The sequence below is a fragment of the Roseobacter sp. HKCCA0882 genome (genome assembly GCF_037805225.1).
Lineage (GTDB): Bacteria > Pseudomonadota > Alphaproteobacteria > Rhodobacterales > Rhodobacteraceae > M30B80.
In genome coordinates, this window is the sequence record NZ_JBBLYI010000001.1 from 894,085 (window position 1) to 908,709 (window position 14,625).

General features: G+C 55.0%; 14 protein-coding genes. 8 read left to right on the top strand and 6 right to left on the bottom strand.

From position 1 onward, the window contains the following. Position 1: 1 nt before the first annotated feature. Complete coding sequence (locus AAC622_RS04690; RefSeq protein WP_340260574.1) at positions 2-1,183, bottom strand: carbohydrate ABC transporter permease; 1,182 nt, start codon at positions 1,181-1,183, stop codon at positions 2-4. An 82-nt stretch (positions 1,184-1,265) separates the two neighbouring features. Beyond that, positions 1,266-2,903, bottom strand: a complete 1,638-nt coding sequence (locus AAC622_RS04695; protein WP_340260576.1) for an extracellular solute-binding protein — start codon at positions 2,901-2,903, stop codon at positions 1,266-1,268. Positions 2,904-3,125: 222 nt separating this feature from the next. On the opposite strand from AAC622_RS04695, the gene AAC622_RS04700 reads away from it, so the two are divergent. The 4 genes from AAC622_RS04700 to AAC622_RS04715 all read left to right on the top strand — a co-directional run bounded on the left by AAC622_RS04700 (position 3,126) and on the right by AAC622_RS04715 (position 6,682). Beyond that, positions 3,126-4,190, top strand: coding sequence for an ABC transporter ATP-binding protein (locus tag AAC622_RS04700; RefSeq protein WP_340260578.1), 1,065 nt, complete (start codon positions 3,126-3,128; stop codon positions 4,188-4,190). 32 nt (positions 4,191-4,222) lie between these two features. Further along, positions 4,223-4,675 carry an RbsD/FucU family protein gene (locus AAC622_RS04705; RefSeq protein ID WP_340242635.1) on the top strand — a complete coding sequence of 151 codons (453 nt, stop codon included), beginning with the start codon at positions 4,223-4,225 and terminating at the stop codon, positions 4,673-4,675. A 9-nt stretch (positions 4,676-4,684) separates the two neighbouring features. After that, on the top strand, positions 4,685-5,605 hold the full coding sequence (locus tag AAC622_RS04710) for a ribokinase (RefSeq protein WP_340260579.1): 921 nt from the start codon (positions 4,685-4,687) through the stop codon (positions 5,603-5,605). A 69-nt stretch (positions 5,606-5,674) separates the two neighbouring features. After that, a complete protein-coding gene (locus tag AAC622_RS04715; protein ID WP_340260580.1) occupies positions 5,675-6,682 on the top strand; it encodes a LacI family DNA-binding transcriptional regulator in 1,008 nt (335 codons plus the stop codon). On the opposite strand, the gene AAC622_RS04720 is transcribed toward AAC622_RS04715, so the two are convergent. Genes AAC622_RS04720 through AAC622_RS04730 form a run of 3 tightly spaced genes read right to left on the bottom strand, consistent with a single transcriptional unit; the run spans position 6,672 to position 9,839 of the window. Next, the gene (locus tag AAC622_RS04720; RefSeq protein WP_340260581.1) at positions 6,672-7,808 is read right to left on the bottom strand and encodes a Gfo/Idh/MocA family protein; all 1,137 of its coding nucleotides are present in this window, start codon (positions 7,806-7,808) and stop codon (positions 6,672-6,674) included. The two genes, AAC622_RS04715 and AAC622_RS04720, sit on opposite strands and share 11 nt — an antisense overlap. A gap of 18 nt (positions 7,809-7,826) precedes the next feature. Then, positions 7,827-8,717, bottom strand: coding sequence for a sugar phosphate isomerase/epimerase family protein (locus AAC622_RS04725; protein ID WP_340260582.1), 891 nt, complete (start codon positions 8,715-8,717; stop codon positions 7,827-7,829). Between the two features lie 18 nt (positions 8,718-8,735). Further along, entirely contained in the window at positions 8,736-9,839 is a 1,104-nt protein-coding gene (locus AAC622_RS04730; protein ID WP_340260583.1) for a Gfo/Idh/MocA family protein, read from the bottom strand. Positions 9,840-9,955: 116 nt separating this feature from the next. Here AAC622_RS04730 and AAC622_RS04735 point away from each other — a divergent pair, with 116 nt between their 5' ends. Genes AAC622_RS04735 through AAC622_RS04745 form a run of 3 tightly spaced genes read left to right on the top strand, consistent with a single transcriptional unit; the run spans position 9,956 to position 12,627 of the window. Next, positions 9,956-10,933 (top strand): PfkB family carbohydrate kinase, encoded by a 978-nt coding sequence (locus AAC622_RS04735; protein ID WP_340260584.1) that lies wholly within the window; start codon positions 9,956-9,958, stop codon positions 10,931-10,933. A 12-nt stretch (positions 10,934-10,945) separates the two neighbouring features. Continuing rightward, positions 10,946-11,803 carry a 5-deoxy-glucuronate isomerase gene (locus AAC622_RS04740; protein ID WP_340260585.1) on the top strand — a complete coding sequence of 286 codons (858 nt, stop codon included), beginning with the start codon at positions 10,946-10,948 and terminating at the stop codon, positions 11,801-11,803. Continuing rightward, entirely contained in the window at positions 11,800-12,627 is an 828-nt protein-coding gene (locus AAC622_RS04745) for a class II fructose-bisphosphate aldolase (RefSeq protein ID WP_340260586.1), read from the top strand. The genes AAC622_RS04740 and AAC622_RS04745 overlap by 4 nt, the downstream gene beginning before the upstream one ends. On the opposite strand, the gene AAC622_RS04750 is transcribed toward AAC622_RS04745, so the two are convergent. Next, positions 12,624-13,694 (bottom strand): fatty acid desaturase, encoded by a 1,071-nt coding sequence (locus AAC622_RS04750; RefSeq protein WP_445322597.1) that lies wholly within the window; start codon positions 13,692-13,694, stop codon positions 12,624-12,626. The two genes, AAC622_RS04745 and AAC622_RS04750, sit on opposite strands and share 4 nt — an antisense overlap. Positions 13,695-13,848: 154 nt before the next feature. Here AAC622_RS04750 and AAC622_RS04755 point away from each other — a divergent pair, with 154 nt between their 5' ends. Next, positions 13,849-14,619, top strand: coding sequence for an SDR family NAD(P)-dependent oxidoreductase (locus AAC622_RS04755; RefSeq protein ID WP_340260590.1), 771 nt, complete (start codon positions 13,849-13,851; stop codon positions 14,617-14,619). Positions 14,620-14,625: the final 6 nt, after the last annotated feature.

The window sequence follows — 14,625 nt, forward strand, 5'->3', positions numbered from 1 at the left end:
TTTAATACCTCGGTTTCATCCAGCGATCTGCTAGTTTCATTAGGATTGTCATCGCAATCACTATCACAACCAAATAAACAATCGCCAAAAGCGTGCCATATCCCACATTGGATCGGTCACGATATTCTCGGAAAATAAAGCTGGTTACACTATCGGTCGCGCCGCCTGGCCCGCCCGAGGTGATGTTGATGATGATATCCGCCAATTTGAGCTTAAAGATAATGCGGATCAAAATCGCAGTGATGGAAACGGGCAACATTAAGGGGAAGGTCACCTCCCAAAATTGCCGCCATTTCGAGGCGCCATCGACCTCGGCCGCTTCGAACAATTCGCGCGGGATTGCCTGAAGCCCTGCAAGGATCATGATCATCATGAAAGGGATGAACGTCCACGCGTCCATCATCATGATCATCGCGCGCGCAACCCCCGCAGAGCCGAAGAAAGACGGGCTTGCCCATCCCAACCATTGACCAAAATCACTGATATAGGAACCCAGCCAAAACAGCGGGGCAGGCAGGTCGGCTGAAGGCTCGGAGGCGATATAGCGCATAAAGCGCGAAATCGGGCCAAAGCGGATCTCCAACATGGATTTACCAATCATCCAGCTGACCGCAACGGGGGACAGCATCAATGGCAGAAGGAAGGCCACACGAAAGAATTTGCGCCCTCGAATTTGCCCGTTCAGCAACAGGGCAAGGCCAAAGGCAACCGTATATTCCACAACAATCGCGGCGGTATACCAAAACATGTTGCGCATCGCGTTCCAGTAAAACGGGTCGCCCGCCATCTGCCGCAGATTGTCGATGCCATTAAATTGCCGCCCATCGGGCGAGGAGAGGTTCCAATCTGAAAAGGCAATGACCAATCCAAAGAGCAGCGGGAACACCACCATAGAGATCACAAATAACGCGGCGGGCAGAACAAACAATGTGCGTTTTCCATGTTCGCCGCGGATCAAAACCTGCGACACGCAAAGGCAGGTTGACCAAAATAGATACGCATAGAGGGAGGGCCGCCAATTTTCAAACCCGATGGACAGTGTGCCAATCCCATCGAGGGTTTGTACGGCCATAATCAATGCCATCAGCGCGGCTGATCCCCAGACAAGGGTTTTTCCCAAACGGCGGCGTTGATCCGAAATATGATCTGCCGTCACCACGTGAAGCCTGTCGCCGTCTTCCATGCTTATCGCCCGATTTATCGTGTAAATGGATTAACAAGTCTGTGGCCGACCCCGAAAGATCGGCCACAGCGTGTTTTTGCCCTTAGAGCCCGAGAGAGGCGCGATAGAGGCTGATTTGAGTGTCTCTACCAATTTGATCGGTGATGCCTTCCCAGGCAGCGGCAATCGCATCGGCGGTCTCTTGTGCCGATCCGTATTGGCCGGCAAACCCTTTGGCCAGTTCGTCTTCCGCCACCGAGTAGTATTGGAAGATACCAGGGATACGCGGTTCAATTGCCGCGTTAGGGTGGTTGTAGCTATCCGCGTTCGAGCCCAAATAATCCTCAACATAATCGCGGTCATAGCCCGCTGCTTCCCACTCGTCATATTGGAAGTGCGAGTTACGATAGGGCTGGAAGCCCGATGGATATGCGGACATCCACAAGGATATATCTTTGCCGCCAAGATGCGCCGCTGCAGACCAAGCAGCTTTACGCTTGAGTTCATCACCCTGCACGTTTTTGGTGACATAGATGCCCCAGCCCAAATAGGCCATGTTGGGCGCCTCGTTGTAGGTGTCTTCCCACTGGCCCGTCTGCGAGTTGTAGACCCGGTCTGAGCCCGGATTAATGCCAAAGCCTACAACGTCACCGACTACGGACGTATCTGATGTCCGTGCGTTGGAGCCAATATCACCCCACCACATTAGCATCGAACCTGTGCCAGCCAAGAATTGCTGGAAGCCTGTTGTCCCGGGGTCAGCATTGATCTGATCTGCAGGGTATGCACCTGGAGTCTCGATCAAATCCATCACGTCTTGGATGGCCTGAACCCATGCGGGATTGTTTACCCGTGGGGCCATGGTGTCTGGATCAAACAGCCATGCTGGGTCACTTGGATGCTTGGCATAGGCGGCAGCGCGGTTGGCAATAAAGTAGAAGCCAAAACCGCCCCAGCCTTTCAGCGGGTCAAGATAGCCATGCGCAGGCAGACCAGTAAGGGGGTCGGTCTTGCCCACCAAATCCTTGGTCACTTGGTTCACCTGTTGCCATGTGCTTGGCACTTCGGCCCCACCGATTGCGCCATCGCCGAAGTAATCCTTGCGATAGCAGAATGTATGGCAGTCTCCATCAATGGTGATGCGATATGTTTTGCCATCCCATGTGCCCACAGGTGGCTGCAAATACCCAACCAAATCATCGGCTTCGATCTGGTCTTTCACCCATTCTGGCATTTCATCCAACAGACCCTTGCCTGCGGTGTCGCCTTCAAATGGGGCGCCCATTTCGATGATGTCGAAGTCAACTGTGCCAGTGGCAATTGCCTGCTGCAAGCGGGGGTTATAATCGGCCTGTGCAAGGTCGATCCAGTTGATCTTCGCGCCTGTGTAGGCCTCCCATGGCTTGAGGAACCCGCGGAACAAGAAGTTATGCAGGTTTTGGTTGTTGAGGCCTAAGAAAGTCAGCTCAACACCTTCAAATTCGCCTTCCGCAACATTCTCTCGGACCGGACCAAGGCATAACTCTCCAACGCGCTGCCAGTCTGCATCGGTCGGTGAGCCCATTCCTACCCCCGGAATTTGTAGAATTTGAGCGCGGACGTCACTATGACCTGCTGCGTTCGCAACTTTAGGTGCTGTCAAGGCACCAGCGCCACCTACGGCGGCAATTGCGCCGACGCTGGCGGCACCTTTGAGCATATTACGGCGGCTCATCTGTGCAGCCACAATAGCTTTATACATTTCAACTTTCACGACTTATCCTCCCAGATATCTTCGCTTAACTTGTGCAGTTTCGACGCTAGCTGAGTCCGACGTTTGAATATTTTTTAGTTGCTAGCGATATTATCTTTCCAGCCAGCAATCATTCTGTCAAGATTCTAACATGTTAGTATGCATCTGGAATGGACAGAGAAAGACTTTCGATTTAGTTGTTAAAGGCCGACTGACTTAAGGAACATGAGCATGGCAGGGTTAGAAATACGATCGCTGATGAAGTCCTACAGTGATGTGATGGTTTTGCATGGTTTGGATTTAGACATCGAACACGGTGAGTTTGTTGTTTTAGTTGGCCCGTCTGGTTGTGGTAAATCAACTCTTTTGCGTATGATCGCAGGTCTTGAGGGTATAACGAGTGGTACAGTCCAAATTGGTGATCGTATCGTGAATAATTTGCCACCGGCTGAGCGCGATATTGCTATGGTGTTCCAAAATTATGCACTTTATCCTCACAAGACAGTGCGTGCGAATATGGCCTTTTCGCTGCGGATGCGCGGCATGGATAAGGCCGAGGTCAACAGTCGCGTTGATCACGCAGCTGAGATTTTGGGCCTGATCCCTTATCTTGATCGCTATCCCCGTGCATTATCAGGCGGGCAGCGCCAGCGAGTTGCTATGGGGCGTGCAATCGTCCGTGATCCGCAGGTGTTTCTGTTTGATGAGCCACTTTCAAACCTAGATGCGAAATTGCGCGTGCAAATGCGCACCGAAATTCGGGAATTGCACCAAAGGCTACAAACAACCACCGTTTATGTGACCCATGACCAAATCGAAGCGATGACCATGGCCGATAAGATTGTGGTCATGCAGGGCGGCTATATCGAACAAATTGGCACCCCACTTGAGTTGTACGACCGCCCACGCAACGTCTTTGTTGCGGGCTTTATCGGCAGCCCTTCGATGAATTTCTTTGAAGGGCAGGTGGTCAAATCTGGGCGTTCTTTGGCGGCGCAGATCGATGGTGCGGTGGTTTCCTTGCCAAAAGGGGCGGGCGTTGCCGAAGGCCAAGAGGTCATCATCGGCATCCGTCCCGAGGCCTTGCAAATCGCGGATAAGGGGATTTCTGGCACGATTTCAGTGATCGAGCCAACAGGTTCAGAGACACATGTGATGTTGCGCCATAGCACGGGGCAGGATTTTACACTGATCTCGCGCGAGCGGCGCGATTTCAAGGTGGGTCAAACGATCACGATGACGGCTGATCCAGATGACCTGCATATTTTCGATAAATCCACCAAAGAACGCGTGTGATCATCACTATTCGAGAAAAAGGGGGGGGTATCATGCTGAAAGGAATTGATCCAAGGCTTAATGCCGATGTTTTGCATGTTTTGCGCATGATGGGGCATGGCGATGTTCTGATCATTGCGGACACGAATTTTCCATCCGACTCGGTTGCTCGCGCCACGGTTTACGGCAACCTGTTGCGCATGGATAACCTCACCGCGGCCGAGGCGGTCGAGGCGGTTCTTTCGGTCATGCCCCTTGATACTTTTGTTGATGATTTTGCAGGCCGTATGGAAATTGTGGGCGAGCCTGACACAATCCCCGCCGTTCAGGCCGAGGTGCAGCAAAAAATCAACGCCGCCGAAGGGGCGGAGCGGCCCATGATCAGCATTGAGCGATTTGCCTTTTATGATATGGCGCGGCAAAGCTATGCTGTGATTCAAACGGGCGAGCGGCGTTTTTATGGCTGCTTCATGTTGCGCAAAGGCGTGATTGGCCCTGACGCATAGGGGAAATGGATGTCTAAGGCGATTGTGATTTTGGGCGTATTTGTGGCTGATACGGCCTATACCGCGCCGCGTCAGCCCGTGATGGGCGAGACGCTGATTGGATCACGTTTTGTGTTGGGGCCAGGTGGCAAAGGGTCGAACCAATCGGTTGCGGCCGCCAAGGCAGGCGGGGATGTGCATATGATCACGCGGCTTGGCCAAGATGATTTTGCCAAGATGGCGCTTGATCTTTGGGCCGAGTGCGGCGTGACCCCCCATGTCAGCCACCACCCCGAAAGCTATACGGGGGCTGCGTATATCTTTATCGAAGAGGGCAGCGGCAATAACGCGATTATCGTCAGCCCCGGTGCGGCCGCCGAGATCGCGGTTGCCGATCTTGAGGCGCGCGCCAGCGTCATCAACACGGCAAAGGTTTTCATGACCCAACTTGAACAACCTTTGTCCGCTGCAAAGCACGGGTTGAGCATGGCGAAATCCGCAGGGGCGCTGACGATCTTAAACCCCGCACCTGCGCAAGAATTAGGGCGGGATATCTTGGGCCTTTGTGATTATGTGACGCCCAATGAGATTGAGGCGGAGCAGTTGACAGGGGTGAAGGTGACCACGCCTGAAACTGCGCAATTGGCCGCGCAAAAATTGCTTAATCTTGGTGCCAAGGCGGCGGTGATCACCTTGGGTGAGCAAGGCGCCCTTTACCATGATGGCCAGCAAACCCTGCACCAACCCGCCTTTAACTGCGGCGCGGTGGTCGAGACAACGGGCGCGGGGGATGCGTTCAATGGCGGCTTTGCTGTGGCGCTTGCCGAAGGGCAGGGGATCGAGGCCGCGTTGCGCTTTGCGTGCGCGACTGCAAGCCTGTCTGTCACCCGCCAAGGCACGGCCCCCGCAATGCCAACCCGCCCCGAGATTAAGGCGGTCGTGTCCTCGTAAGTCGCGCTTTGTGATTGCCGCGCTTCCCCGCTTTGGGTCATAGTCAAACGCGGAGAGGGGACGGGTTTGATGCGCAAGGCGAAAATCACGCTTAGGGATGTTGCGGCAAAGGCGGGGGCTTCACCCTCTGCCGTGTCGCGCGCCTTTACCGATGGTGCATCTGTTTCGCCTGCGATGCGCGCGCGGGTCGAGGCGGCCGCCGCGGCCCTTGGCTATCGTCCAAACGCCTTGGCCTCATCCCTGACCACTGGACGCAGTAAGCTGATTGGCTTGGTTGCAAATAATTTCCATAACCCTGTCTTTCTCGAGATTTTCGATCAGTTCACTCGTGGCTTACAGCAGATGGGGTTACGGCCACTTTTGGTTAATCTCAGCGATGTGAGCGATATTGAACAAGCCGCCGCAATGCTGCGGCAATATTCGGTCGATGGGGTGGTGGTGGCCTCATCCACCTTGCCCGCTGGTTTGGTTGAGCAATTCTATGAAGAGGGCGTTCCTGTGGTTCACGCCTTTGGTCGCCATGATCCGCAGGCGCGGGTCAATGTGGTGGGCATTGATAACCACGCTGCAGGCCGTTTGGCGGGCGAGACATTAATCGCGCGCGGCTACCGCGAGATCGGGTTTCTAGGCGGGCCAGGAGGGGCCACCTCAACCCAAGATCGTTTGGTGGGTTTCCGCGCGGCCCTTGCAGAGGCAGGGCTGACCTGCCGCGCGCGCTTTGTGCCCGCCTATCGGTTTGAGGCGGGGCAGGCGGCTATGTCCGCCGAACTGTCTGCGGGGCCTGCTGAGGTTTATTTTTGTGGCGATGATATTCTATCGATCGGCGCCATGGCCGCGATTGGCGCGGCACGTCTAGGCTGCCCTGATGATATTGGCATATTGGGGCTGAATGATATGGCAATGGCCGCGTGGCCCAATATTCGCCTCACCACGATTGCGCAGCCGATTGAGGCGATTGTGGGGGCTGCGTTGTCGCTTGTCGTGCGCCTGAGTGAATACCCCAGCCCGCAGGCTGAGGCACAGATGTTTCCTTGTCATTTGGTCGAACGCGCCAGTTTGCGTGCGCTTAACCCCTGAACATGGGCGGGCGGGCCTCCTGCCACGCGCCGTGATCCTTGGCTGAGGCCACCGCCGCATAAACAGCCGCCAGCGAGCGACATCCATCTTCTGCCGATGGCAACCCATCACGGGCCTGACCACGAATGGCATCGGCCAGATCGCAGTAAATATTGGCCACAGCCAAGGGAAACCCTTCGGGATGTGCAATGGCGACACGGCTGAGCCGCGTGGCCTCGTCATGCAACCCCCCTTCGCCCTTTTCGATGATCTCCGTGCGCCCGCCTGTGCGGGTATAGATCAATTGATTGGGCTGCTCAGACGCCCATCTTAAGCCGCCTTTTTCGCCAAAGACCTGAATGTCGAACCCGTGTTGGCGGCCAATCGCAACCGAAGATGTCCAGAGCCGCCCGACAGTGCCCTTGGACATACGGAAATTCACCATCGCGTCATCTTCGAGCACGCGCGATGAAATTGTTGAGGCGAAGTCAGCGGACAACGTGGTGACGTGATCATCACAAATAAACCCTGCCATATGCAGCGCATGGATTCCACAATCAGCAAACTGCCCAGAAACACCCGCCATCGCAGGGTCATAGCGCCACCGCACCCGTGGGTTATCGGCATCTTCCGCATCGCCGTGATGGCCATGGCTGAAATTGGTGACGACCAACCGAATGTTGCCCAATTCGCCCGCGCGCACCATGGCACGCGCCTGACGGATCATCGGATAGGCGGAATAGCAATAATTCACCGCGCAAATTCGGCCATTGGCGCGGGCGATTTTTACGATTTCTTCGCCTTCTTCGACTGTCACCGTCATGGGCTTTTCGCAAAGCACATTAAAGCCCGCTTCAAGAAAGGCTTTGGTGATTTCAAAATGCGTGGAATTTGGCGTGGCCACAGTCACGAGATCAACGCGATCCTCGCGGGCGCTTTCCCCTGCCAACATCTCGCGCCAATCGCCATAGGCGCGATCAGCGACAATTCCCAGACGCTGTGCATAGGCGCGACCCACATCTGCGCGGTGATCCAAAGCGCCTGCCACAAAGTCAAAATGCCCATCCGCCTGTGCGCCTAAGCGATGCGCAGGGCCGATCTGGCTGCCTTCGCCACCACCGATAAGACCCCATTTTAGTTTTGTCATGATTTGATCTCTTTTCGCTTAAAAACCAATGGATTGCAGATAGGCGCGGTTGGCGTGTGCGTCATCAATAGGGCGCACATCTAGGGTTGGATCGCAATCTTGCTCGACTGTGCACCAGCCTGCAAAATTTGCATCCAAAAGAACCTTGCGCACCGCCTCAAAATCTACATCGCCTTGGCCGAGGTTGCAGAAAATCCCCTGTCCGCAGGCCTTATAAAACCCTGTGCGATTGGCAATCACATCTGCCTTAACCTTGGGGTCTATATCTTTGAAATGCATGTAGGAAATGCGGCTGACATATTTTTGCATGAAGGCCACAGGATCAAACCCCGCATAGGAGTGATGGCCCGTGTCAAAGCAGATTTTCAAAAGGCCCTCATCAACCTCATCAAGCAGGCGGATCAATTCAGGTTCAAAATCCATAAATCCTGCCGCATGGGCGTGGATGCCAACCGTGAGGCCATAGTCTTCGGCGCCAATTCGCGCGCTTTCTACAATGCGGTCGCGAAAGCCAGTCCATTCGGCCTTATCCATCTGCACCGCCTCATCAGCGCGGCCCGCAGTAGGGGCGCGGCGCGGTGAGATACTGTCGATAATCACCAGATGCTCGGCCCCATGTGCCTTGAGGGCGCGGGCGGTGCGATGCGTGGCATCGAGCACATCCTCCCATGCGTCAGGGTCGTGATAGGGGCGGAAAATCACGCCGCCAATCAAGGTGAGGCCAAATTCATCAAGCGCCTCGCCCAAAATTGCTGGATCTTCGGGCATAAAGCCAACAGGCCCCAGTTCAATCCCGCGATAGCCCGCCTCAGCGCAATCCTGCAGGACTTTGCGCCATGTTGGATTGCGGGGATCATTTGCAAATTCAACACCCCAAGAGCAGGGCGCATTGCCGATTTCGATTGTCATAATGGGTTATGCCCTCGTTTAAACAGATGAAATATCGCACCACGCGCCTTGATCGCTTGAGGCGATTACGGCGGCAATCACGCGGTTCACATCGTGACCATCACGGAAGGTGGGCCAAATCGCCTCTCTCGTTTCAATCGCGCGCAGAAAATCACGGGCTTCGATGATGATTTGGTCTTGATAGCCCGTCCCATGACCTGGCCCTTGGCAAAAGGGCATATAATCAGGATGCGCAGGCCCCGTTAAAATTTTGCGAAAGCCGCGCGTGGCTTCTGGCCCTGTCATCTCATAGAGCCAGAGCGCGTTTTGATCTTCCTGATCAAATCGAATGGCGCCTTTGGTGCCTGTGATCTCGTAAGCATAGCCCATTTTGCGGCCAGTCGCGATGCGCGAAGCATAGATTTGCCCCATGGCCCCGTTTTCAAAGCGACACATGAACTGCGCATGGTCGTCATTGGTCACCACGCCCTCGGGACGTGATCTGTGGACGGTTTCATAAACCCCCATGACCGATGCAATGGGCCCCATCAGTGCAAGGCTTGCGTTGATGATATGCGGGGCCAGATCCCCCATTGTGCCATTGGCCATTCCCGAAGTGCGCCAATTTGCGGGCAGGTTTGGATCGGCCAAAAAATCTTCGGTATGTTCGCCGCGAAACCATGTGATTTGGCCAATTGCCCCTTGTGCAATCAGCGCGCGGGCATATTGGCTGGCAGGGGTGCGGATATAGTTGAAACCAACCATATTGGCGACACCTGCGGTCTCAGCCGCAACGACCATAGCCTGACTTTCGGCCAAAGAAGCGCCAAGGGGTTTTTCGCATAAAACAGGTTTTTTCGCCGCGAATGCGGCAAGCGCGATGTCATGATGTGTGGTTTGGGGCGAGGCGATGATGATTGCCTCCACCTTTGGATCATGGACCAAAACGCGCCAATCATCGGTCGCGCGGGCAAAACCATATGCGGCGCGATAGGTTTCTGCGCTTTTTGTGCTGCTCGCGCAGACCATTTCCAAACGGGGCCGCAGCATGGTGTTGAACACAGCACCAACGGCGGACATGGCCACGGCATGAGCCTTGCCCATATAGCCGCCTCCGATAATACCTATCCCAATTTCTGACATGGCGGCCCCTTCGTGAAATGCACTTGCAAGCGGTTGCAAAAGAAGTAGCTTTGAACGCATAGTCATGCAAGCACGATTGCAGTGCAAGCAAGGTCACGAATGAGGGGCGGGGGCCAGTGTCCGAATTATCTGCGCAATTACACAATGGGATCGCAAAAGGCAGTTTCGTGGTTTTGGGCCGCGCGGGCATGGATCTCTATGCCGATCCGATTGGGGTAAAGGCCGAATTCGGCGAAAATTTTCGGGCAGATCTTGGCGGGTCTTCAGCGAATATTTGTGCAGGCCTCTGTAAATTGGGGATGCAAGCCGCGCTTGTGACCTCGCTGAGCGATGACACGGTGGGGCGGTTTATCCGTAATAAGCTGATCCAGTATGGCGTGGATGTGGAGTACATCCGCACTCTAGCGGGGGAATACCGCTCCTCCTTGGCGGTTTATGAATCGGTGATGGAGGATTTTCAGGTCTGCATCTATCGCAACAATGCAGTCGATTTTCAGGTCACGCCTGAGGATGTTGCCGATATTGACTATGGCTGCTTTGGCGCGCTCGTCACCGCAGGCACGGTTTTCGCAGCGGAACCTTCGCGCAGCGCCACCTTTGCCGCTTTTGATTTGGCGAAAAAAGCGGGTGTGCCGATTATATTTGATATTGATTATCGGCCCTATTCTTGGCCCTCGCCAGACGTTGCAGCCGATGTTCTGACCCGTGCGGCAGACGCATCGGCGATGATTGTCGGCAATGATGAGGAATTCGGATTTATGGCAGGCGCCTATGAGCGCGGTCTTGACGCGGCACGGGGCTTGGCCGCGCGCGGCAAATTGGTGATTTACAAAATGGGGGCCGAAGGCGCGATCACTATGACGGGGGATCAGGAACTTCGCACAGGCACCTATCCCGCTACGCCGCTTAAGCCTGTTGGGGCGGGTGATAGTTTTATGGCGGCAACTCTTGCGGCCTTGGCCAATGGTGCAAGCCTTGCCGATGCCGTGGATCAAGGTGCCGCAGCGGCGGCCATCACCGTCTCGCATCCAGGTTGTGCGGGGGCCATGCCCGACCGCGCGACCCTATCCCAATTCATCGAAATTCATCAGTAAAGGAGGGGCCCGATGCATATCCCACCCCATGACAACCAAAATAAACCCATCGTTGACGTAGATCACGACTTAGTGCCGCTGAATTATTTCAACATCTTAAAGCTGAAAAAAGGCGAGGTGTTTGACTATCAAGTTGCTGGATATGAGACTTGCATCGTGCCTGCTACGGGCAGTGTCGATGTGGATGTCGATGGCGCGTCCTATCCCAGCCTTGGCAATCGCGGGGCCGATGTTTGGGATGGCGAACCCGAGGGGGTTTATGTTCCCGTGGGCGCGCGGGTGCGGATCACATGTGTGAGTGACACGACTGAAACCTTCATTGCGGGGGCCAAATATGACAAAGTTTTGGAGCCGTTTGATGTGCGCGAAGCGGAATTGGATGTGATCCAATACGGATCGGATGACACCAAAACGCATCGTAAGATCAAACATATCCTCGGCACAAAATACGCGGATAAGGTTGGGCGGCTTTTGGTGTCGGAATTGTTCACTGTAGGGGCAGGGGGCTGGTCAGGCTTTCCCAGCCACAAACATGACACGGATCGAACCGATGACGCGGGCGAGATCATCGAAACCCGTCATGATGAAACCTATAATTTCCGCTTCCGCCCCAATTACGGGTCGGGTGTGCAAATGTTGCAGCGGGTCGATAATGAGGTGGGCGAAGCCTATCACATCATGGATGGCTCGACCATTTTGCTCGATAGCGGCTATCACCCTTGCGCCGCGCTGCCGGGCTATGAGATGTATTACTTCACCATTCTAGGCGGCCTGAGCCAACGCTCGCTCAAACAATATTTCCAACCAACTCATGCCGAACAGATCCGTACGATTCCAGGCATTTTGGATATGGTGGCCAAGTTTAAATGACCCGCGCGACCCTCACCGATGTCCTGACGCCCGCCTTAGCCCAAGGTTATGCGGTGGCAGGCGTGGTCTGTTTGGGGTGGGAAGACGCGCGCGCATACACACGCGCCGCGGAATTAGAGGGGCTGCCCATTATTTTGCAGGCGGGCCCAGGCGCGCGGGCGCATATGCCGATTTCGATTTGGGGGGTGATGTTTGGCGAATTGGCCGAAAGCGTTTCAGTGCCCGTGGTCAGCCATTTGGATCACGGCACGTCACTTGAGGAGTGCGCCGCAGCAATAGCAGCAGGGTTTTCCTCGGTGATGTTTGACGGCTCGGCGCTGCCCCTGTCGCTAAACATTGCCCGCACCGCCGAAATCGCAGAGATGGCCCATGCGGCAGGTGTCTCTTGTGAAGGTGAAATTGGGTATGTCGGCTATGCGGATGGGGCAAAATCGCGGGGCACAGACCCTGAGGAGGCTGCCCGATTTGCCCAAGAGACGGGCATAGATGCAATGGCGATTTCCATCGGGAATGTGCATTTGCAACAAGAAAAGCACCACGGTCTGGATCGCAACAGCCTTGCCGCGATTGAGGCGCTTTGTGACATTCCACTGGTTATTCATGGCGGCTCAGGCGTGCCTGTGCGAGAGCGTCAAGATTTGGCGCGCATGTCTAAGATTTGTAAATTCAACATCGGAACCGAATTGCGCATGGGGTTTGGTGCGGCCTTGTCCCATGTGATGTCAGAGCAGCCCGCCGAATTTGATCGTATCAAAATCCTTGGCCAAACCGAGGAAGCCTTGGTCGCGCTGACCCGCCCCGTTTTGCGCGCGCTGAAACCCTAAACCTCCAGATCGTGCAGATGCGCCTGATAGGGTTTTGCGGTCGGGGGTAAGGTTTTCTCAATCCGATATTCGGGGTCACTCAACTGCATTTTCAGCGCATGCGCCACCTCGCGCAGCCCATCGACAAAGCCACGATTTGCAGGCGGCAGATCATGTTTGATCGCCTCATGCAGGGCGGGCAGATTGTGATAGGGCACCATGGGGAACATATGATGTTCGATATGGTAATTCATGTTCCAATAGATGAAACGGCTGATGGGGTTCATGTAAACGCTACGGGAATTGAGGCGGTGATCCAGTACGTTATCGGCCATGCCCGTATGCTGTAGTAAGCCCGTCATGATCAGATGCCATGACCCCAAGACGGCAGGGCCAACCCCCACCAACATCAACGGCAAGATCGACCCCGTGATCGGCACCAATGCCAAAACCACGGTGCAGATCGCAAGCCAAATCTGCGCAATCACCTGCGCCTTTTTCCAATAGCGGTCAGGGGTGAAACTGCGTTCTTCTTTGTTCAGCCCATAAAGGGCGTGGCGGAACGTGGCCTTGAACCCATCCCATGTATGGCTGCCAATAAAGAGCCATAGAACCCTAAATATTTGCGGTGGGCGCATGGTGATAATTTCGGGATCACGGCCCACGATGATCGTGTCGGTGTGGTGGCGGGAATGGCTCCATCGCCACAAGACAGGATTACGGAACAGCATGAAGCAAGCGATGTGATAGACCACGGCATTCATCCAAGGGGTCAAGAACGCCGTGCGATGACCTGCCTCGTGCCAGCGGCTATCTGCGCCTGCGGTGTAAAATGTGGCATAGATCACCCAAAATGGCGCTGACCACCATGACCCCCACAGCATGATCCCGCCCGTGGCAGAGGCGATCAAGACAGCGAAATAAAGGATCGTGTCACGAATGGCAGGCCCATCTTTGCGCTGCATCAGGCGGCGCATATCCTCGCGCTGGATATCCGAGTGATACCACTGCGCAGCAGCCAGACCCTTTTCCTCTGCCTCGACCGCAGACGCGCCAAGCAGGCTGTAATCTCGGGTGATCTTGTTCACGGGCATCCTCCCTTATGCACGCCTTTACAGATGCAACCATTGCCACTCATTTCTGTCAATCCTTTCCACGATTAACCGCTTTGCGCCTTGCCGCCCAAAGGGGCAGCGGTTAGGTTTTGCGCGAAAAGAGGCATTGCCAAAGGAGGGGCAACCCATGGGTCAGATTGATCAATCACAATTCGCCATGTATCCGAGCCTAAAGGATAAATCCGTCTTTGTTACGGGCGGTGCATCTGGGATTGGCGCGGAAATCGTCAAGGCTTTTGCGGTGCAAGGCAGCCGCGTTGGTTTTGTCGATATTGATGCCAAAGGCGGTGCGGCCTTGGCCGCCGAATTGGGCGATACTGTGCATTTCGAGCAATGTGACCTGCGCGATATTTCTGCATTGCGAACAGCCTTCAAATCATTGGCTGAGGCCTGCGGGCCCGCACATGTTTTGGTGAATAACGCTGCCCGTGATGATCGTCATGACTGGCGGACAGTCGAACCCGATTATTGGGACGAGCGATATGCAACGAACCTGCGTCATATGTTTTTCGCCATTCAGGCCGTAGCGCCCGCGATGATTGAGGCGGGTGGTGGCTCGATCATCAATTTTGGGTCCAACTCTTGGATGCAGGCCAGTGGCGATATGCCCGCCTATACCAGTTCTAAATCGGCCGTGCACGGCCTGACCCGCACAATGGCGCGCGATTTGGGGGATCATCGCATTCGGGTGAATACGGTCGTTCCGGGCTGGGTGATGACAGAGCGGCAAAAACAGCTTTGGGTGACGCCTGCGGCCTTGAAAGAGGCGCTCGATCGTCAATGTCTGCCCGATGAGATCGAACCCGTTTATCTCGCGCGGATGGTTTTGTTCTTGGCCTCTGACGATGCGGCCATGTGCACCGCAAATAATTACATGGTCGAGGCTGGATCAATCTAAGCGACC